We start from the raw sequence: 19,971 nt of genomic DNA, 5'->3' as shown, positions 1-19,971 counted from the left end.
ACAAGGGGGGCGTATGAAATACATATTCGAAGTCCGCATCAAGGAAGGGTATACCGCCGAGCAGTATGCGGATGTCTGGGTCCGGGCGTCGGAACTGATTCAGCAGGCGCCGGGGGCCCGAGGCACGGAACTGCACCGGAAAATTGGAGATCCCAATGGCCTGATTGCCATCGCCCACTGGGACAGCAAGGCGGCCCGGGATGCGATGGAAGCCCAGCATGATGAACGCATCGCAGGTATCATCCGCAGCGCGGCCCCGTTCGTCGAAATTCACCGGGTAGGCTCATTTGAAGACCCTGAGTGGGTGGTGATGCCAGCAGGTTACAAGGAGAAGTAATGATCGTTCCCCAGTATTGGGCAGAGGCCAAAGTCAAAGATCGGATCAGCGGCGCGCAGGTGACCATCAAACGTTTTGGTTGGTCCGATGACAGCGAGGCTGCGGCTGAAGCCCATGCCCGGCAGCGGGCCGAAGAGGCTATGACCCGAGCCCGGGCTGGTGAGCGTGTTCGCCGTGTTGACCACAAACTGACGTACAACGGTGCCGAGGGGCTTCCCATTCGGGAAGAGGTCGTGTCCCGTGATGGCGAAACGGTCATGACCCGCAACGTCTACGGCGCGCTGTGCCTGAACACCCCGGACGTGTTGTTTGCCGATATCGACTTTCCCCAGAACCCGCCGACGCGATTGACCTTCGCCATTGTGCTGATTGTTTTGGTGCTGGCCGCTGCACTGGCGGTGGCTGCGGGCTCCGGCTGGCTGTTTGTTGGCGTTGCCGGCCTGGGACTTTGGGGCTCGGGCGGGCTGGCCCGAACGCTGGTGCGATGGCATGAGCGTCGCCACGGAGGTCAACCTGCGCTTGTTCGTAGTGCTGTTGAAACTTACGCCCAGCGTCATCCCGACGTTCATCTCAGGCTATACCGCACGCCCATGGGTTACCGGGTATTGGCCATGCACACCACGTATGACCCGATGTCGGAGGACAGTCGTCAGCTGTTGCTGGCGCTGAAAGCGGACCCACTGTACCTGCAGATGTGCCGCAACCAGAAGTGTTTCCGGGCCAGGGTCAGTCCCAAGCCCTGGCGTATTGGCCTGGAGCGGCTAACGCCCCGGCCAGGGATTTGGCCGATTCGTCCGGAGCGGATGCCCGCTCGCAATGCCTGGATTCAGGACTACAGCAAGAAGGCCCGGGATTATGCGGCCTGCCGTTTTGAAGCCAGCTACGGCAGCCGGACGGTTGACCCCAAGGCCGAGAGGGTACGGGTACTGCATGACCGTCTTTGTCAGGCCCATGATGACCTGAAGCTCGCCTGAGCTCCGGGGCTGATCTGACCCCGGAAGATTCTACAAAATTTTTCAAAATTCAACGATAAGACAAGAATTTATCGCTATGATGTAGGTCGTTGGATTTCCGTCAAGGAATGGGTGCATTGTGTGCCCAGTCAATCGTCAAACTAAGGATGTATAGGGATAGTATATGAGCAAGAATTCTTCTTCTCTGGTAAAGGGCACCCTGGGCGGTGTAGCCGTAGTTATGCTGGCAGGATGTCAGGCCATGAGTGGCGCAAGCAGTGGCGGCGCTTCCATCGTTGGCAGCACTGATGGAAAGCTGGTGATCGGGGAGCGTTCCCGTGGTGAACTGACCACCCAAAGCCCGCTCAACTTCAAGGACGGTAGCCGTTACCAGGCTTATAGCCTGTCCCTGCAAGAGGGTGACCTGATTGAGATTGAAGTGGATGGCAGCGTGGAAAACGTTGTGTCCCTGTACGACGACCAGAATGACCTGCTGATCAGCGCCTCGCCGCTGCGTTTCCGGGCTGATCAAAGTGGTGACTACGCGGTGGTTATCAGCGGTTTGACCGCCGACAGCTACGGCCCGTTCAATATTCGTTCCAAGAGCATGGAGCTGAATGACACCGGTGTGCTGACTGTTCCTGGCTCCACCATGGGCTGGCTGCAGATGGAACCGCGCACCTACGAGCTGACCGTGGAAACCGCTGGTGCCTACCAGATCGATATGTTGTCCGATGACTTTGACACCATGCTGGTGCTGCAGGGCCCTAACGGCTACCACACCGAAGACGATGACGGCGGCATGGATTACAACGCCAGCATCGGCGACATGCTGGAGCCGGGTGAGTACACCCTGACTGCCACCTCCTACGAGCAAAGCGCTGGTCTGTTCAGCATCGAGATTTCCAGCCTGGATATCGAGATCACCGAAACCGATACCCTGGAAGTGAACTCTGAAATCAATGGCTGGATGCGTTCCTCGCCCAACAGCTACACCCTGAACATCGCTGAAGAAGGCGTCTACCAGCTGGATATGCGCTCCACCAGCATGGACTCGGTTCTGGCTATCGAAGGCCCCGACGGTTTCTATGCTGAAGATGATGATGGCGGTGACAACTACAACTCCCGTATCACCGAAACCTTCAAGCCGGGCGTTTATCAAGTAACCGCTCGCAGCTACGAAGAGAATGGCGGTATCTACACTCTGTCGGTTCAGCGTCGATAAGAGCGGGCTTAAGGCAGGCCGTGAGGCTTGCCGCAATGCTCAAAGGCAGGTCAGCGTATGTTGACCTGCCTTTTTTTATGGGGTCGTCACTTCGCCCACAGCCTCGGTATCGCTGTTTGCTGGCACCGGGTGCCAAAGCCGGTCGATCAGAGCGGCAATCGCTGCGTTGCTCCGGCGTTCCAGTTGGTCCCTGCGGATCAACAAATTGAGCCGAACACTCATTTCCGGTTGTGGGTAGATGCGAATGCCGCCTCGTTCTGCCCAGTGATCAGCCAGTTCACCTTCAACAACGCCATAGCCCAGCCCGGCACGGATCATCGACAAGGTGGTGTGTTCGTCCTCGGAACTGGTCACAACGGTGGCTTGCTCGCGTCCTCCGCCGAGGAGGTCGGGCATCATCTTCGAAAATGGGCAGTTGGCTGACGGCCAGATCCAGGGCAGGGCCCGCCGTTCTGACAGGGATTCGGGGAACGCCAGGCAGCCGTCGGTTGGCCCCACCACGCACACCCGGATAGGGGCCAGGGCGATGCTGTGAATGTCATCATCGGCAAATTCACCGTAGACAAAGCCCAGGTCCATGTCGCCATTACGGACCTGCTCGGCAATGAAAAACGACGAGCTGGTACACAGCTCGAGGGCTACATCCGGCAGCTCCCTGGCGGCCAGTCGTAGCATCTGGTCCACCTTGAGGTATTCCGGTGGGGCATTCAGCCCCATGAACAGCCGGGTAGGGGTTTCGCTGCGCAGGCGCCGGGCGGTTTCGTCCAGCTCTTTGATTTGTTGCAGCGCCTGGCGGGCCGGGACCAGCATGGTTTTACCCGCGTCGGTGAGCATCATTCCCCGGGGCGAACGCTCAAACAGGCTGAGGCCGAACAGTTCTTCCAACTGGCGCAGGTGTTCGCTGACGGCGGAAGGGGTGGTGTGCCGACGCTTGGCCGCCCGCGTCAGGTTGCCCTCCTCAGCCACCAGTACAAAGGAGCGTAGCTTATCGAGTTTTATATTCATGTTTTGCGAACGCTCCCTTCAATTAAGACTGATGGATTGCCCTCTATAGCAGCAGTTTAATGTGAATGGCAGGCCTGCCTCAATTCACATTTCCTGGAGGGAAACACCATGCAATCGTCTCATGCCGAAGCAAAGAAACCCCTATTCATTCCTCCACTGGAGCCATATGAACCCGTTACTTTGCCCTCGCCTGGTAAACGCAGGATGCAACGGATTCGGCAAATTCTGACAGTGTGGTGGCAACGCCATCGGTCGCGGGCGCAGTTGAGGCGCCAGCTGCGGGAAATATCGGCCTTTGACGCGGAACGGGATGTTGGCCTGCCCGCAGGCAGTTTGCTGGAAGAGGCCGGCAAGCCATTCTGGCGTGCCTGAGTGGCTGAAACCCTGTGGCCCGTCGATGGCTGAAGTTGTTCATCCGAAAACGGGAAGATAATTTCGCTAACTTCAACTTGGGCGGAATAAACGGCTATGATGTAGCCCGTTTGATTTCCTGCAAGGAAGGCGCACGGCAAGTGCCCATAAATTCATCAAGTTATGGAAGTACAGGGATAAATTATGAGTAAGGCTTCTTCTCTGGTTAAAGGTGCTCTGGGTGCCGCGACGGTGACCATGCTGGCCGGCTGCCCGCTGTCGACCCCGGATTCTGATACCAGAGTGACCATTGTTGGTAGCAGCGCTGATAAGTTAGTAGTGGGTGAGCGCTTGCGTGGTGAACTGACGACGCAAAGCCCGCTCAACGTCAAGGATGGCAGTCGATACCAGTCCTACCGGCTGTCGCTGGCTGAGGGGGGACTGGTTGAGATTGAGATCGATGGCAGCATTGAAGGCATAATGTCGCTGTACGATGACCAGGATGAGCTGCTGGCGAGTGCGTCGCCGTTGCGCTTCCGTGCCGAGGAAAGCGGCGACTACGCAGTGGTGGTCAGTGGCGCGACGGCTGACAGCTATGGCCCGTTCAAACTTGTCTCCAGAACTATTGAGTTGAACGATACCGGCGAACTCAGTGTGCCGGGCTCAACCATGGGCTGGCTGCAGATGGAACCGCGTACCTATACCCTGACCGTGGAAACCGCCGGTGCCTACCAGATCGACATGACCTCCGGCGACTTTGACACCAAGCTGGTATTGCAGGGCCCTAACGGCTACCGCGCGGAAGACGATGATGGTGGTGAGGATTACAACGCCAGCCTTGATGACATACTGGCACCGGGTGAGTACACCCTGACGGCAACCTCCTATGAGCGGAGCACCGGTCTGTACACCATCGACATTTCCAGCATGGATATCGACATTACCGATACCGATACACTGGAGGTCGATTCGGAAATCAATGCGTGGATGCGTTCAGGTTCTGACACCTATTCACTGACCATTGAAACGGAAGGCGTGTATCAGATCGATATGAAATCCACCAGGCTGGACTCAGTGCTGGTGGTCGAGGGCCCGGACGGTTTCCGTGCCGAGGACGATGATGGCGGTGACAACCACAACTCTCGCATCACCGGGGCCTTCCAGCCAGGCGTTTATCGCGTAACGGCTCGCAGCTACGAAGAGCGGAGCACCGGTCTGTACACCATCGAAATTTCCAACATGGATATCGACATTACCGATACCGATACCCTGGAGGTCGGTTCGGAAATCAATGCGTGGATGCGTTCAGGTTCTGACACCTATTCACTGACCATTGAAGCGGAAGGCGTGTATCAGATCGATATGAAATCCACCAGGCTGGACTCAGTGCTGGCGGTCGAGGGCCCGGACGGTTTCCGTGCCGAGGACGATGATGGCGGTGACAACTACAACTCTCGCATCACCGGGACCTTCCAGCCAGGCGTTTATCGCGTAACGGCTCGCAGCTACGAAGAGAACGGCGGTATCTACTCACTGTCGGTTCAGCATCGATAAGAGCGAGCTAAAGGCAGGTCGGCGTACGTCGACCTGCCTTTTTTATGGGGTTGTGAGTGTGGCCGGAAGCTCCAGGCAGGCCTCCAGCCCGCCGGAATTGGTGATCCCGAACGTCAGCGATCCCTGGTAGCGGCCAGCGAGGTCGCGAACGATGGCGAGGCCAATGCCGTGGCCGGGCGTTTGCTGGTCGAGGCGAACCCCACGGGTGCCCAGCTGCTTGAGTTGCGATGCCTCAACCCCGGGGCCATCATCCTTCACCCGCACCACCCACCTTTGACCAGTGTCGGCCAGTTCCAGGATAATTTGCGTTGTGGCCCATTTGCCGGCGTTGTCCAGCAAGTTTCCAAGCATTTCATTGAGATCATGCTCGTCAACCGGCCAGACCGTGTCTGGCGGCAGGTCGGTGGTGAGGTCAAAGCGCTTATCTGGATACAGTCGCCCCAACATCCAAAGCAGCTCTCTTGCCTGTTTGACCGGATGTGCGCGGTGGCCGATCCGCGGGCCGGCAATTCTCTCCCGCCGCAGTTCAGCTTCAAGCTGCTGGTCAATGGTGGCCAGTTTGCGAACCAGTTGCTGCCTTGACGGCTTGTCCAGTGGCCGTTGGTCGTCTTCGAGCACCTGACGAACGGCGGCAATCGGCGTCTTAATGCTGTGGGACAGGTTGGCAAGGGCATTTCGGGAATGGTGGAGTCGCTGCTCAAGGGTGTCGAGCAAGCCGTTGATCTGGCCCGTCAGAGGCGCAAATTCCACCGGGGTGTCCTGATCCAGCCGTTCCCGTTCTCCCGCCTGGAGTGCCAGTAGCGACTGCTGTATGCCTTTCACGGAGCGCAGGGACAGGTGCACCGCCAGGAATATCATGCCAATCAGCATCAACAACAGGGCGCCCGACAAGGCAGCTGTCCACAGATGGAGACTTTTCTCCCCCTGCGTCAGTACGGTCAGATCTTCGGCGACAACGATGGTGAATGGGCTGCCATCGATATTTCCACTGCGGCGATAGGCGAGAAAGGAGGTAGCGGATGTTGCGCCGATTAATTCAGCTTTGCCGCTGATGGTGCCGGTGACCCTGGATGCAAGCAGCGGTGCCAGGGCCGGTTGCCAGATTTCCGGAGAGATATGGCGCTGGCCTTCCGTCCCGATTGCAAACGCATGGTGAAAAACCTCCTCCACCGAGCGGCCGGCTTCACCAAGCGGTTGGTCGTTTCCCCAGGATTTTCTCAGTTGGTGCTCAATGAAGTTGGCTTCTTCAAGCAGTCGTGACTCGGCGAATGAGCGGGACATGTGCGCCAGCAACTGGCCATGGATCAGCCAGGCCAGGGCGATCACCACAACAGCGGCGGGCAACAGCCAGGTAAACAGTGTCGTACGTATCGAACGAGCGGGGCTAGTCCGGAGCATGGAAGCGGTAACCCTGGCCACGTTGGGTGAGAATGGCCTCCTTGCCGATCAGCAGGCGAAGGCGGCGTATGTAAGCCTCAATGGTGTTGTCTGACGGCGCTTCGTTGAGGTTGTACAGTTGTTCCATTAGATCTTCCTTCGAAAAGACTTGCTTGGGGCGGCTCATCAGGCAGCGCAGCAGCCGGAACTCGGTGCCGGTAAGGGCGTGTTCTTCGCCATTGGGTGTTTTGATCCACTGGCGGTTTTCATCCAGTTCGTAGTTCCCAACTCTGAGACAGCTCTCGACCCGGCCTTCGCTGCGGCGGATCAGGGCATTGAGACGAGCCAGTAATTCCTCGGTCTGGAACGGTTTGGCGAGGTAGTCGTCGGCACCGGCTTTCAATCCATTGACCTTGTCTTGCCAGTCCCCCCGGGCGGTCAGGATCAGTACTGGCAGTGCCTGCTTTTGATCGCGCCAGTGCCGCAGTACATCAAGACCGTTGCCGTCTGGCAGCCCCAGGTCGAGTATGGCGATCCGGTACTCTTCCTGATTGCCCAGCTGGCGTGCCTGGGCGGCGGTCTCCGCACAATCCACGCTGTAGCCGGCATTGGCCAGCTGTCGTGCCAGCCCTTCGGCCAGGAGTGGGTCATCTTCTACAAGCAGCAAACGCATACAGTGGTGTTCCCGCGATTTTCCCAAACCCGCAAGTCTACGGTGGCCGGCTGAATTCAAACTGAAACGGCTTTCCGGTGGAGGCTTTCAGAAAGAATTCAGTTTTGTCCGGCAGAGTACTCGTCAGTGTGAACGGTGGTTGTCCGATTGACAACGTAACCATGTGATTAACGAAGATAATTAAACGGAGCGTGTATGACGTCCCTGTCGCTGAAAGTTCTTGTTTCTGCTGTGACCCTGGGCCTGTCGGCCGGAGCCTTTGCCGCGGGTGCCCACGGTGGTGGCCACCACGGAGAAGAGGGCGGCCACGCCGCAGATGGGCACCATAGTGCCGGTAGCATTGGCCAGCCGGGCAAGGCCGAGGATGTGGTTCGTACCGTCGATATCACCATGTACGACAACTACTACGAGCCTGAAGTGATCGATGTCAGCCAGGGCGAAACTGTGCGCATTCGGGTGACGAACCAGGGGGCCCTGGTTCATGAGTTCAACATCGGTACGGCGGCTATGCACCAGGCTCACCAGAAAGAAATGATGATGATGGTGGAGCACGGCGTGCTGCTCGGTGACCGTATTGATCACGACATGATGAACATGGACATGGGCAATGGCCATACCATGAAGCACGACGACCCCAACAGCGTGTTGCTGGAACCTGGCCAGAGTGGGGAGATCATCTGGACCTTCAGTCAGCAGTCCAGCCTGGAGTTTGCCTGTAATGTCCCGGGGCATTACCAGGCGGGCATGTACGGCGAAATCGATATCTGAAGGGCGTAGGCGTTCATTATGAAAGTATTGGCTCTATTTGTGCTGGCTTGCCTGCTGTCCTGGACCGCCCAGGCAGGCGAATACAACCTGACGGTCGACAGGGTGATGATCGACACCGGGGAATTCACCAAATCAGGCATCGGCTATAACGGCAGTTCGCCAGGGCCTGTTCTGCGTTTCAAAGAGGGCGAGGATGTCACTATCCACGTCACCAATAACCTGGACGTGTCCACGTCCATCCACTGGCATGGGCTGGTCCTGCCTTTTCAGATGGATGGCGTGCCCGGCATCAGTTTTGACGGCATTGAGCCCGGGGAAACGTTTACCTACCGGTTTCCCATCGTGCAGAACGGGACTTACTGGTTCCACAGCCACAGTGGCTTTCAGGAACCGGATGGTGCCTACGGGGCGATTATCATTGAGCCGGAAGGGCGGGAGCCGTTTCGTTTCGATCGTGAATACGTGGTACAGCTGACCGACAAGCACCCGCATTCCGGTGATCGGATCCTGCGGAACCTGAAAATGTCGGCAGACTACTACAACCGCCAGCAGCAGACCGTTGGGGACTTCTTTTCCGACGTGGCGGACCAGGGCTTCTGGTCCACCCTGCAGGACAGGCTGATGTGGGGTGATATGCGCATGATGAAGGCCGATATTGAAGATGTTCAGGGCTTCGTTGGTTTGATCAACGGGCAAAGTCCGGAGCAGAACTGGACCGGACTGTTCGAGCCTGGTGAGCGAATCCGGCTGCGCTTCATTAACTCATCGGCGATGACGTACTTCGATGTGCGCATCCCGGGCCTGGAAATGACCGTGGTGGAAGCCGATGGCAACTATGTCCAGCCGGTCACGGTCGATGAGTTCAGGATTGGTGTAGCGGAAACCTACGATGTGATCGTTCGCCCCCGGGAAGATCGAGCCTACACGATCTTTGCTGAGTCCATGGGGCGCTCCGGCTATGCCCGTGGCACCCTGGCGACGGCGGCAGGCATGAGTGCCGAGGTTCCCGAACTGCGTCCAGCGCCGTTGCTGACGATGGCGGATATGGGGGGACACAGTGGTATGGATCACAGTGGCATGGACCATGGTGACATGCCTGGTAATGACAGCAGCATGACCATGGATCACAGCGGTATGGATATGTCTGGCTCCACCATGGTGATGGATCATGCGGCCATGGGGCATGCCATGCCTGAGGCAGACGACAACCCGTTCTATGCCGATGGCAGCGGGCTGATCCCCGAAGCTGCAGATGGTGGCCGTTTCCTGGCTTACACCGATCTGCGGGCACAGCGACCACTGTATGAAGAACGGGAGCCGACCCGTGAGATTGAGCTTCGACTGACCGGCAATATGGAACGGTATGTCTGGAGCATCAATGGTGTGAAATACGAAGATGCCGACCCGATCCGTTTGCAATACGGGGAGCGGGTTCGCTTCAAGTTCGTCAATGAAACCATGATGACCCACCCCATGCACCTCCATGGCATGTGGTCGATCCTCGACGTAGGCCAGGGCAAATGGAACCCGATCAAGCACGTGATCAGTGTCGCCCCAGCCACGACTGTGTATATGGAAACGGAAGTCGATGCTCCCGGCGAGTGGGCATTCCACTGTCACCTCTCCTATCACGCAGCCTCCGGCATGTTCCGCAAGGTCATTGTGGAAGGTGGCCCGGATTCGGTCGCTGACGGAGAAGCGGAGGCCGTTGACGGCCAGGAAGGTGAGGCATGATCAGACACATGGTCGCCACCTCTTGGCTCGCTCTGTTGATGGCTGCTCCGCTGGCGACAGCTCAGGCTGCCGGCAGTGAACAGGAAGATACCCAGTCTGCCCGTTATTTCTGGGGGGCTCAGTTCGAGGAAGTCGAGTATCGCTACAGTGACGAGGATGACACCCTGTTCACCTGGGACGGCGACCTGTTCTATGGCCGTGATGAACTGAAGCTCCGCTGGCTCACCAAAGGCGAATACGAGCAGGAACACGATGCCTATGAGCAGCTGGAGAACCAGTTGCTGGTGCAGACCCCGGTGTCGGACTTCTTTGATGCCAAGCTGGGGGTGCGGTTTGACACGCCGGAAGGCCCGGATCGCACCTATGGTGTGCTCGGTGTTTCCGGGCTGGCACCCTTGTGGTTCGAAGTGGATGCGAGCCTCTACCTCAGTGATGACGGCGATGCATTGGCGGAGCTCGATGCTGAGTACGAGTTGTTGTTCACCAACTACCTGACCCTCATCGCCTCGCTCGAAGTGGTTTATGGGATTGATGAGGATGAAGAGATTGGTGTGGGGCGTGGGCTCAACAGCACCGAAGCCGGGCTGCGACTGAGCTACGACCTTTGGGACCGGAGCTTTTCTCCCTACCTTGGCGTGGTCCATGAAAACCAGTACGGCGATACCGCTGATTTCACCCGGGCCAGTGGTGGAGATCGCGAGCAATGGTTTTCGGTGATTGGTGCTAAGCTGATGTTCTGAGTGTTGGTTTTTACTCATCAATGAAGCCGGTAATGGTAGTCCATTACCGGTTTTTTTATGGGTGAGCGCGACTGGCGTGTGCTTCTGGTCCGATGACTGACCTGCGTCAAATTGCCGGTGGATAATCACTGTCATGGTGAATTTTTCAGTTTTAATTCAGTCAACTCTGGTTAGATAACATGAGAGCAAGGGGGAACTGCCTACTATGGAAATCAAGACCTTTCGTGAGCTGATCGACTGGACCCGGGATCTGCACCAGCACCTGTCTGAGTGTCTGTCCCATTGTGCTGAAACGCATAAACAGGAGCGAGCCCAGATGTTGTTGGAGTATCTGGCAGCCCATGAAGCGGAGTTGGCGAAGGTGGTTGCCGAGTTTGAGCATCAGGGCGATGGCAAAGCAATGGACACCCGGGTTTACGACTACCTGAACCACCAGCCGCTGGAGACCCATCGTTCCTGCTCCCGGCCTTATGCCGAAATGAGCTTTGATGAGATCAGTCGGGAAGTTTTCAGCTTCCACGACCAGATCATGGACCTGTACAAGACCCTGGTGAGCAAAGCCGATATCCCTGAGGCCCAGGATTTGCTGCAAGCATTGCTTGATATGGAGCAGCATGAAGCCATGCGGCTGGCCCGCCAGGTTGGTCGCATGGATGACGTTTGAACAAGTCAGCGATCACTGTGTTGTTGTAACCGTTCTCAGGAGAATTGCCATGATTAACTGGAAGCCCGTTGTACTGGCGTCAATTATTGGCGCTGTCGCTGTTCCGGCCTTTGCTCACTATGGCCATGAAAACTGGGCCCCGGGCAACATGCCAATGGGAGACCCGGATGAGATGTATGAGCACATGGAAAAGAACATGGAGGAGATGCATGAGCTTATGGAGTCCATTCATGAGGAAGGGTCTCTCGAAAAACGTCAGGAGCTGATGGCGGAGCACATGGAACTGATGCAGCGCTATATGTATCAGATGCATGGCGGCATGATGGGGCAAGGCATGATGGGACGGGGGATGATGAACGGAACCGGTCAGATGCCCGGTCAGAATCAGGGCATGATGAACCCGAATCGCAACCCCGGTGCACAAGGTCAGGGGCCTGGAGCAATGAATCAGGATCGGCGCATGCAACAGATGGAGCGGCGCATTGACCAGATGCAGTTGATGATGGAGCAGATGCTGCAAAATCAGCGGGAGATGATGCGGGGCCAATAGTCTCCCGCTGGAGTTTGGTGCTCAGGGGAAAAATGACCTTAACTGAAGGCAGTGGTGGATTCCCAATGCTTCAGGAGGAGGCCTGCGTATGGCTCGATTTTCCGACGAGATCTCGCCCCCCCGAGTCTTGATGTTTGACTGGCATGGCACCCTGGTCAACACCAGTGATGCCATGTTCAGTGCGATGGAAGACATGCTGCCGCAGTTGGAAGACCTTGGGCTGGTGGAGCGGCTGCTGCCGGAAGACAAGTGCCTGACCCCGGACGATGCCCGCCTGGTGCGCTATATCCGCGTGTACCGAAGGTTGCATCCCCGAATCCTGGCCGAGCGCCGGGTATCCCGCACCGATATCTTCAACGCCATTTTCGGCGATGACAAGGACGCACGGCTGATCGCCCATGAGGCCTACAATCAGGCCTACCGAAAGTACTTTGGCCAGGTTCGCCCCTTCCAGGAAGGTGTCTACGATTATCTGGAAGCCTGCAAGGAAATGGGCATCAAGCTGGCGGTGGCCACCAACCGCAACCGGGAGTTCCTCGACACCGAAATTCGCACGGTGGACAGTGGCCGTTGGGCGAACCTGTTTGATACCACGGTCTGTGCGGATGACGTGACCCACTACAAACCGGACCCGGAAATCATGTTAAAGGCTCTGGATAACCTGGGGCTGCCCGCAGACGACAGCGCCTGGTATGTGGGGGACAGCTTTGTCGACATGATCACTGCGGCCCACGCGGGCATCACCCGGGTGTTCTACAACGGCGCCTGCTGGGAGCCGGAGCGGATAGAGAGCTGGTTCAGTCATCGCAACTCACCCCATGCCATCCTCGACAGTTTCGACGACCTGATGTCCGGGCTGGACCTGCTCAGCCGCAACCACCCTCAGGCCTTTGCCGTCGAGCCTGAGACTGTCCGGCCGCCGTACCACCCGCCACCGGAGCCGCCGGAGCCACGGCTCGAAGCCGATTGGCACCCGGCGGTGGCCAAGCTGATCCGGCCCGCCATCATCCTGTTCGATTGGCACGCCACCCTGGTGGATACCCTGGATGCCATGTACCACGCAGTGGACGACATGCTGCCGGAGTTCCAATCCCTGAACCTGATGGAACGGATGGTGATGCCGGAGGACAGCAAGACCCCGGAAGACGCCCGTCTGGTGGCCTACGTCCGGGAGTTTGCCGCCCTGCACCCCAAGGTCAAAGCCGATCGCAAGATCTCCCGCACCGATATATTCGAAGTGCTGTTCGGCGAAGACCAGGAGGCCAAACAGGTCGCCCACACAGCGTTCAACCGTCACTACCGCAACCATTACGGCACCGTAAAGCCCTTTGAGCCCAAGGTGCGGGACATGCTGGAGGCGTTGCGGCGTCTTGGCATTCAGGTCGGTTTGATCACCAACCGGGACCGGGAATTCTTCGAACACGAACTCGGCGCCGTTGAAGGCACGGGGTGGGCCCACCTGTTTGACACCAATGTCTGTGGCGACGATACGCCGCTCCGCAAACCTCATCCTGACCAGCTGCTGCTGGCCGCCCATAACCTTGAGTATCCGGCTGACCCCAGTGTCTGGTACGTGGGCGACAGCACCACCGATATCATCGCCGCCAAGCGCGCGGGCATGACCGCAGTGTTCTTCAATGGTGCCCAGTGGGACCTGCCCTGGCTCAACAAGATATTCCCCGGTACCCACCAGCACCCGGACAAGCCCGACGTCGTGGTCAACGATTTCTCGGAATTCTGGGCGCTGGTGCTGGCCTGCGAAATCGGCCCGGCGGGTTAGGGGATGGGGTAGGGAAAGGGGGAGGGCTGGTCATGGTGGTCATGTTCTCTGCGAACCGGTTACTCCCGTTGGTGCTGCTTCTGGCCTTGCAAACCTGGCCTGCGACCGCCGCATTTCGCTGTGGCAATTCCCTGGTGGATATTGGCGATTGGCCGGTGGAGGTGCGGGAGCGCTGCGGTGAGCCTGACCATATTGCAGTGTATCCGTCTGCCGCGGTGCCAGGCCTGGGGGTCACCGACACCATCGAACACTGGTACTACAACCCCGGGCCGCACCGGCTGATCCGGCGGCTGGAGTTCCGCGACGGCAAGCTGTATCGGGAGGAGTCCCTTGGCTACGGTTTTGTCACCGGTAGTGGTGAGCGGTGTTCCAGCGGTTTCCTGCGGGAGGGGCTGAGTGAATACGAGGTGTTGAGCCGGTGTGGCGAGGCCTTGTCCCAGCGGGTGTACTGGCGTTCCTTTGACGCTGGCTGGCCGGGTTACCCGGGCGCTGGTGTGGTGGTAATGCCGGTCAAGGAATGGCTCTATGAATTTGGGCGTAACGAGTTTCGCCGGGTGGTGGTGCTGCAGAATGGCCTGGTGGTTGAGGTTCGTACCGATGACAAGCCCCGTTGAATCCGGGGGCCTGCCATCGGCACAAAACCGCAGGGATCAGGCGGCCTTCTCGAACGCCAGACCGTGATCCTGTTCTTTGGTCCAGACGCACACGGCTTCGGTAGGGTCGAAGAAGTCACTGGCGATCTGCACCTTGGCACCGGCCTGGATCGGCTGGTTGGTGCGAATGCGTACACCGCCCTTGAGGCTGTAATCCAGCAACTCGCAGGACAGGGGTTGGGCATCGGGTGCCAACGCCACTTCGGCCTCCACATGGTTCACGGTGTGGCGGGTCTCGTGCCTGCGCTCGTGGTAGTCGTGATCGCTCTCCGGTTGGTCAACGACTTCTTCAGGGAACGGGAAGTCGAAGTTTTGCGGCAGATAGTGGCCGGAGCGGATGGCGGTCATTACGGTGTCGTGGATGGTGACGTTGAGCGGCCGGGTGCGCTCGTCCTCCTGTTCGCCATACACATTGCGGATCAGCGGTTTGACCTTGAGCTTTTCCAGTAGCTTATAGCCGGTGCTGAAGGAGTCATGTGCGGCCATGTTTGGGTTGGGGTGGCAGATGTGGCGCAGGTAGTCGGTGTCCACTTCCAGGCCCAGATCCTGGGCCTTGCCCACCATCCAGAACAGGGCAATGTCGGACAGGCCGGACTCCTTGTAGCCGCCGCCAATATCGGAATGGACGCCACGGAACCAGCACTGCTCTACCGTCTGGTGGGGTTCAACGGTGCCCGTCCATAGATCGGGTCGGAAAGTGGTCCGTTGTTCGTCGAGCGCCAGGGCCTGATAGGCATACTCGATGATCGGGCTGATGTGGGTGTTGAAGAAACCGACCCAAGGTTTGGTGAAACGGCCCAGCAGTGGGGTCGGGGCGCCCAGGGCGCCGACGGTATCCCATACCCCCACCATGCGGATGTTGGGGCGGGGGTTGTCGTCGTAACTGCTTGGGGGACGTTTGCGGGGCTCTGTACGGTAGTACTGGTAGGCCTTTGGCAGTTGCTCCAACCTGCTTTTCTTCATCAGGCCGATGGCGTAGACAAAGCCGGCAAAGGCTCGTGAGGTATAGGCACCGCGACTGAACCCGAAGGTATAGATTTCATCGCCTTCATGGTAGTTGTGCACAAGGAAGCGGTAGCAGTCGAGCATGTTCTTGGCCAGTCCCTTACCGAAGGCGCCGCCGAGCAGCTTGTCGCTTTTGCTGCCGGTGCCGACGCCCTGATCGTAGAAAACCACTTGTTGGGTGCCGTCTGCGGCGACCGGCTCAATGCTACGAACCAGTTTGACCACATTGGTGGGATCAATATCGGGCTGATTCCAGGTACCGTCGCAGCAGATGATGATGCGTTTGGTGGGGTTCATGGTGGCCTCCTGTCGAGCTTGCCGTCAGGTGAAATTTCAGGCCTATCGCAATGCGATGACAACGCCGCTGATCAGGAGCCTCAAGGCAATGCACTGCTCGCAGGGGAACCCCAACATTGTCTGGAGGCTCCTTGAAAGTATAGCTGAAGTCTGTCGGCACAAGGGTTTTGCCGGTGCTTTGATGTCCGTCAAAAGCCCTGTCTGCACCGCCTGCTAGACTGCAAAGCTGAATTGATGGGAGGTGTGCAGAATGTTGGGTAACGCTGGAGCGCAGGCCAAATTGGCGCAAGGGTATGATGAGATTGCCAAAACGCTGGTTTGGAATGAGGCGCTGATTCGTCGGTACGACCTCAGTGGGCCTCGATATACCTCCTATCCCACGGCGGTTGAGTTCAATCAGGATTTCGGCGTTGACCAGTTACTGGCGGCGGCCGAGCGCAGCCGCGCCCAGGGCGGGCCGCTGTCGCTGTACACACACCTGCCGTTCTGTGCGCGCCTTTGCTATTACTGCGCCTGTAACAAGGAAGTCACCCGCAAGCGCGACAAGGCCATGCCCTATGTGCAGCGACTGCTGAAAGAAGCCGCCATGCAGGCCCCGCTGTTTGGTGCCGAGCGTCAGGTGCGACAACTGCACTGGGGCGGGGGCACGCCTACCTTCCTGCCCCCCGAGGCCATGCGAACACTGATGGCGGGGTACCGCGACCTGTTCAACCTGCAGTCGGATGACGAACGTGACTTCAGTGTTGAGATTGACCCGCGGGAAGTGGACGACCAGACCCTGGCGACGCTGTGGGATCTCGGCTTCAACCGTATCAGCCTTGGCGTTCAGGACCTGAACCTGAAAGTCCAGAAGGCGGTGAACCGGATTCAACCCTTGAGTATGACCCAGGCGGTTTTGAACGAATCCCGCCGGTTGGGTTTCAGGTCTATTAATCTGGACCTGATCTACGGCCTGCCGCACCAGACCCCAGACACCTTTGCAGAAACCCTGGAACAGGTGATCGACATGTCACCGGACCGGTTGTCGGTGTTCAGCTACGCCCACCTGCCGGAGCGCTTCTTCCCGCAAACCCGGATTCGGGCGGAAGACCTGCCCACTCCGGCTGAGAAGCTGACGATCCTGCACAACACCATTGCCCGGCTGTTGGAGGCAGGCTACGAGTACATTGGCATGGATCATTTTGCCAAGCCGGACGACAGCCTGGCGGTAGCCCAGCGTAACGGCCAGCTGCACCGTAACTTCCAGGGTTACACCACCCACTCGGACTGTGACCTGGTGTCCCTTGGAGTGTCGGCTATTGGTCAGACCGACGATGCCTATTTCCAGAATACGCCGGTGCTGGCGGACTGGGAACAAGCCATCGACGAAAACAGGCTGGCCATTGTTCGCGGGGTAGAGCTGACGGATGACGACCGTATCCGGCGCTGGGTGATAGGACAGCTGATCTGCCATTTCCGCCTGGATCGACAGCAGTTTGAGCAGGTATGGGAACGGGAGTTCGATTTCTATTTTGCCGACGAGCTGGCGCAACTGGCGACCATGGTGAACGATGGTCTGATCGCCGACGATGGCCGTACGTTGCAGGTTCAGCCTCAGGGGCGCCTGCTGATCCGTGCGATCTGCCAGTTGTTCGATTACTACCGCAAGGGCGGCGCTGGTCAGCGTTTCTCCCGGATTATCTGAGCGCCCGGCACAGCCTGGACGTTGTGAACATTCCTCTTGGCCAGGCTGGGGCAGGGAGCTCCAGCGGGCTGGTCTGATAATCATCAAGGTGACCAGGACGCAGACCGTCTAGTCTCTCCATTCATAGCAGAGGAGGGATGACATGGAACTGGTATGCCCAGCCGGAACCCTGCCCGCATTGAAGGCCGCCGTCGATAACGGCGCCAATGCGGTGTACTTCGGTTTCCGGGACAGCACCAACGCCCGGCAGTTTGCCGGCCTCAACTTCAATGATCAGCGTGCCGCTGAAGGCATCGAATACGCTCATAGCCGTGGCTGCCGTGTGTTCTGTGCCATCAACACCTACCCCCAACCCCAGGGCTGGCAACAGTGGACATCAGCGGTGGACCGGGCAGCGGCGCTTGGCGTTGACGCGGTCATTCTGGCTGACATGGGCCTGCTGGATTACGCCGCCCGCCACCACCCGGACTTGCCGCGCCATCTGTCGGTGCAGGGTTCCGCCACCAGCTACGAGGCTCTGTCTTTCTACAAGGACGCCTTTGATATCCGCCGTGCGGTGCTGCCACGGGTGCTCTCCCTTGACCAGGTTCGTAACGTGGCCCGCCAGAGCCCGGTGGAGCTGGAGGTGTTTGCCTTCGGCAGCCTGTGCATCATGGCCGAAGGCCGTTGCTATCTGTCGTCCTACCTGACCGACGAATCCCCCAACACCCGTGGCGCCTGTTCCCCGGCCAAGGCAGTGCGTTGGGAGGAAACCACCAACGGGCTGGAATCCCGTCTCAATGACGTGTTGATCGACCGTTACGGACCGGGGGAGAACGCTGGCTATCCGACCTTGTGTAAAGGCCGTTTTGATGTTGAGGGCAACGTCTATCACGCCATCGAAGAGCCGGTCAGCCTCAATACCATGGACCTGATTCCCCAGCTGGCGGAGCTGGGCATCCGTGCGGTCAAAATTGAGGGCCGCCAGCGCAGCCCGGCCTATATCGGACAGGTGGCCGGAACCTGGCGTCAGGCGCTGGACCGTCTGGCGAACACGCCGGACCGCTTTGCCGTGGACCCTGCCTGGCAGGACACCTTGGCCAGCGTTTCCGAGGGTGGCCTGACCACCCTTGGAGCCTATCACCGTCAATGGAAATAACCGGGAGGTACGAATGTTGAACCTGTCCCTGGGGCCGATTCTCTGGTTCTGGTCCCGTCAAAGTGTGTTTGAGTTCTATGGTGAGGCGGCGGACTGGCCGGTGGATACGATTTATCTGGGGGAGGCGGTGTGCTCACGGCGTCGGGAGCTGAAACCGGACGACTGGCTGGGCCTGGCCCGGGAGCTGGCGCAGTGCGGCAAGAAGGTGGTGCTGTCATCGCTCACCCTGGTGGAATCGGAAGCGGATCTCCGCACGCTCCGTAAGCTCTGCAGTCAGCAGGAGTTTCTGGTGGAAGCCAATGACCAGAGTGCGGTGAATTTGGCGATACGCCATGAGCTGCCGTTTGTCACCGGTCCCGCCATGAACATCTACAACACGGCGACGCTCAGGGTGCTGGCCAATCGCGGCTTGCAGGGCTGGTGCCTGCCGGTGGAGCTGTCCCGGGACACCTTGCAATGCCTGCTGGAAGAGCTGGAGCAGGAAGGTCTGGACTTGCCGGTGGAAGTCTTTTCCTGGGGGTTCCTGCCCCTGGCCTGGTCGTCCCGCTGCTTTACCGCTCGCCACTACAACCTGCCGAAAGATAACTGTGAGTTCCGTTGCCTCCAGCACCCCGATGGTCTGGCGCTGCGGTCCCGGGAGGCCCAGGAACTGTTTCGGATCAACGGTATTTCGACGCTGTCGGGCGCCCGCTACGACCTCATGCGCCAGCTTCCGGACATGGCTGAGATGGGGGTGTCAACGGTTCGCCTGAGCCCTGAGCATCAGGGCATGGCAGAGGTGGTGGCCAGATTCGATCAGGTTCGGCGTGGGCAGGTGCCGCCATCCGATCCCCTGGCGCTGGTTGAGGCCCCCCCCTGTGATGGCTATTGGTACGGTCGCCCAGGGATGGAGCTGAGAGGCTGAACGTCAGCGCCAGGGGGCCGTGGGCAGTTGGGGTAGCGACCACTCCAGCCCGTCCAGCAGGTTCTTCAGGGTGAGCCCCAGTTCGGTGTCGCCCTCAATCACCAGCCGCCGCTGGAAGAACAGCTGATCCGGATCAACCTTACGTTCCGCAAGCTGGCGGAACGCCTTCAGGGATCCCCGAATGGTGGCCTCTCCGCGGCCTTCCACCTGGCGAAAGCGGCCTTGCCAGTAGCCCAGGGTGATGCCAGGGAAGCCGCCGTCGAGCTCCAGTCGCAAGGTGCGTCCTTCCAGCACTTCAAACTCACCATCGCTGATGGCATCCGCAAAAAGCTGGTTCAGTGGCAACTCAACCGCCAGTTGTCTGGCGGGCTGGGGGATACGTTGTTCGAGGCTATGGAACAGCGGTGCTGGGCTGGGCAGGTATTCTGCCAGCAGAGCCCGGCATTGTCGTCGCAATGGGGCGGGGAAGAGGCTCCGGGGAATGGGGAGAAAGGCCATGGCTGGCTCCTGACACAGAGGGTGTGTCCGGAGCTTAGCGTGGCTGGCAACGGGCCGACTTGATATTTCGCAGAGTCGGCC

20 protein-coding genes are annotated in these 19,971 nt (G+C 58.8%); 15 read left to right on the top strand and 5 right to left on the bottom strand.

The window, feature by feature from the left end:
- Positions 1-13 precede the first annotated feature (13 nt).
- The 3 genes from BMZ67_RS16710 to BMZ67_RS16700 all read left to right on the top strand — a co-directional run bounded on the left by BMZ67_RS16710 (position 14) and on the right by BMZ67_RS16700 (position 2,515).
- On the top strand, positions 14-337 hold the full coding sequence (locus BMZ67_RS16710) for an antibiotic biosynthesis monooxygenase family protein (protein WP_092025900.1): 324 nt from the start codon (positions 14-16) through the stop codon (positions 335-337).
- Positions 337-1,311, top strand: coding sequence for a hypothetical protein (locus BMZ67_RS16705; RefSeq protein ID WP_092025897.1), 975 nt, complete (start codon positions 337-339; stop codon positions 1,309-1,311). Before BMZ67_RS16710 ends, BMZ67_RS16705 begins: the two co-directional genes overlap by 1 nt.
- Before the next feature lie 163 nt (positions 1,312-1,474).
- The gene (locus BMZ67_RS16700; protein WP_139214392.1) at positions 1,475-2,515 is read left to right on the top strand and encodes a hypothetical protein; all 1,041 of its coding nucleotides are present in this window, start codon (positions 1,475-1,477) and stop codon (positions 2,513-2,515) included.
- A gap of 75 nt (positions 2,516-2,590) precedes the next feature.
- Here BMZ67_RS16700 and BMZ67_RS16695 read toward each other — a convergent pair whose 3' ends face one another.
- Complete coding sequence (locus tag BMZ67_RS16695) at positions 2,591-3,520, bottom strand: LysR family transcriptional regulator (protein WP_092025891.1); 930 nt, start codon at positions 3,518-3,520, stop codon at positions 2,591-2,593.
- 204 nt (positions 3,521-3,724) lie between these two features.
- On the opposite strand from BMZ67_RS16695, the gene BMZ67_RS18625 reads away from it, so the two are divergent.
- Together BMZ67_RS18625 and BMZ67_RS16690 are read left to right on the top strand one after the other, a co-directional pair.
- Positions 3,725-3,892 carry a hypothetical protein gene (locus BMZ67_RS18625; protein ID WP_175481955.1) on the top strand — a complete coding sequence of 56 codons (168 nt, stop codon included), beginning with the start codon at positions 3,725-3,727 and terminating at the stop codon, positions 3,890-3,892.
- Between the two features lie 183 nt (positions 3,893-4,075).
- Entirely contained in the window at positions 4,076-5,425 is a 1,350-nt protein-coding gene (locus BMZ67_RS16690; RefSeq protein WP_092025889.1) for a hypothetical protein, read from the top strand.
- 42 nt (positions 5,426-5,467) lie between these two features.
- On the opposite strand, the gene BMZ67_RS16685 is transcribed toward BMZ67_RS16690, so the two are convergent.
- Together BMZ67_RS16685 and BMZ67_RS16680 are read right to left on the bottom strand one after the other, a co-directional pair.
- On the bottom strand, positions 5,468-6,823 hold the full coding sequence (locus BMZ67_RS16685; RefSeq protein WP_092025886.1) for an ATP-binding protein: 1,356 nt from the start codon (positions 6,821-6,823) through the stop codon (positions 5,468-5,470).
- Positions 6,810-7,475 carry a response regulator gene (locus BMZ67_RS16680; protein ID WP_092025881.1) on the bottom strand — a complete coding sequence of 222 codons (666 nt, stop codon included), beginning with the start codon at positions 7,473-7,475 and terminating at the stop codon, positions 6,810-6,812. The genes BMZ67_RS16685 and BMZ67_RS16680 overlap by 14 nt, the downstream gene beginning before the upstream one ends.
- A 195-nt stretch (positions 7,476-7,670) precedes the next feature.
- Here BMZ67_RS16680 and BMZ67_RS16675 point away from each other — a divergent pair, with 195 nt between their 5' ends.
- From BMZ67_RS16675 to BMZ67_RS16645, 7 genes are all read left to right on the top strand, one after another.
- Positions 7,671-8,243 (top strand): cupredoxin domain-containing protein, encoded by a 573-nt coding sequence (locus BMZ67_RS16675; protein ID WP_092025878.1) that lies wholly within the window; start codon positions 7,671-7,673, stop codon positions 8,241-8,243.
- An 18-nt stretch (positions 8,244-8,261) separates the two neighbouring features.
- Positions 8,262-9,977: a copper resistance system multicopper oxidase gene (locus BMZ67_RS16670; protein WP_092025874.1), complete on the top strand. Its 1,716-nt coding sequence runs from the start codon at positions 8,262-8,264 to the stop codon at positions 9,975-9,977.
- Positions 9,974-10,717 (top strand): copper resistance protein B, encoded by a 744-nt coding sequence (locus BMZ67_RS16665; protein ID WP_092025871.1) that lies wholly within the window; start codon positions 9,974-9,976, stop codon positions 10,715-10,717. The genes BMZ67_RS16670 and BMZ67_RS16665 overlap by 4 nt, the downstream gene beginning before the upstream one ends.
- Positions 10,718-10,922: 205 nt before the next feature.
- Positions 10,923-11,381: an ATPase gene (locus tag BMZ67_RS16660; RefSeq protein ID WP_092025868.1), complete on the top strand. Its 459-nt coding sequence runs from the start codon at positions 10,923-10,925 to the stop codon at positions 11,379-11,381.
- Positions 11,382-11,430: 49 nt separating this feature from the next.
- Positions 11,431-11,931: a hypothetical protein gene (locus BMZ67_RS16655; RefSeq protein WP_092025865.1), complete on the top strand. Its 501-nt coding sequence runs from the start codon at positions 11,431-11,433 to the stop codon at positions 11,929-11,931.
- A gap of 88 nt (positions 11,932-12,019) precedes the next feature.
- A complete protein-coding gene (locus tag BMZ67_RS16650; RefSeq protein ID WP_092025862.1) occupies positions 12,020-13,711 on the top strand; it encodes an HAD family hydrolase in 1,692 nt (563 codons plus the stop codon).
- Positions 13,712-13,743: 32 nt separating this feature from the next.
- On the top strand, positions 13,744-14,325 hold the full coding sequence (locus BMZ67_RS16645; protein WP_245750021.1) for a DUF2845 domain-containing protein: 582 nt from the start codon (positions 13,744-13,746) through the stop codon (positions 14,323-14,325).
- A gap of 36 nt (positions 14,326-14,361) precedes the next feature.
- Here BMZ67_RS16645 and BMZ67_RS16640 read toward each other — a convergent pair whose 3' ends face one another.
- Positions 14,362-15,666 carry a DUF2235 domain-containing protein gene (locus tag BMZ67_RS16640; protein WP_092025860.1) on the bottom strand — a complete coding sequence of 435 codons (1,305 nt, stop codon included), beginning with the start codon at positions 15,664-15,666 and terminating at the stop codon, positions 14,362-14,364.
- A gap of 250 nt (positions 15,667-15,916) precedes the next feature.
- On the opposite strand from BMZ67_RS16640, the gene hemN reads away from it, so the two are divergent.
- From hemN to BMZ67_RS16625, 3 genes are all read left to right on the top strand, one after another.
- On the top strand, positions 15,917-17,350 hold the full coding sequence (gene hemN, locus BMZ67_RS16635) for an oxygen-independent coproporphyrinogen III oxidase (protein ID WP_092025857.1): 1,434 nt from the start codon (positions 15,917-15,919) through the stop codon (positions 17,348-17,350).
- Positions 17,351-17,492: 142 nt separating this feature from the next.
- Complete coding sequence (gene ubiU, locus BMZ67_RS16630) at positions 17,493-18,488, top strand: ubiquinone anaerobic biosynthesis protein UbiU (RefSeq protein WP_092025854.1); 996 nt, start codon at positions 17,493-17,495, stop codon at positions 18,486-18,488.
- Positions 18,489-18,501: 13 nt separating this feature from the next.
- Positions 18,502-19,392: a U32 family peptidase gene (locus tag BMZ67_RS16625; RefSeq protein ID WP_092025853.1), complete on the top strand. Its 891-nt coding sequence runs from the start codon at positions 18,502-18,504 to the stop codon at positions 19,390-19,392.
- 3 nt (positions 19,393-19,395) lie between these two features.
- Here the strand turns inward: BMZ67_RS16625 and ubiT are convergent, their stop codons facing one another.
- Complete coding sequence (gene ubiT / locus BMZ67_RS16620; protein WP_092025850.1) at positions 19,396-19,890, bottom strand: ubiquinone anaerobic biosynthesis accessory factor UbiT; 495 nt, start codon at positions 19,888-19,890, stop codon at positions 19,396-19,398.
- Positions 19,891-19,971: the final 81 nt, after the last annotated feature.

The sequence above is a fragment of the Marinobacter zhejiangensis genome (genome assembly GCF_900114775.1).
Lineage (GTDB): Bacteria > Pseudomonadota > Gammaproteobacteria > Pseudomonadales > Oleiphilaceae > Marinobacter > Marinobacter zhejiangensis.
Note: the sequence above shows the minus strand (reverse complement) of the source record. Positions and strands in the feature narration are given on the sequence as shown.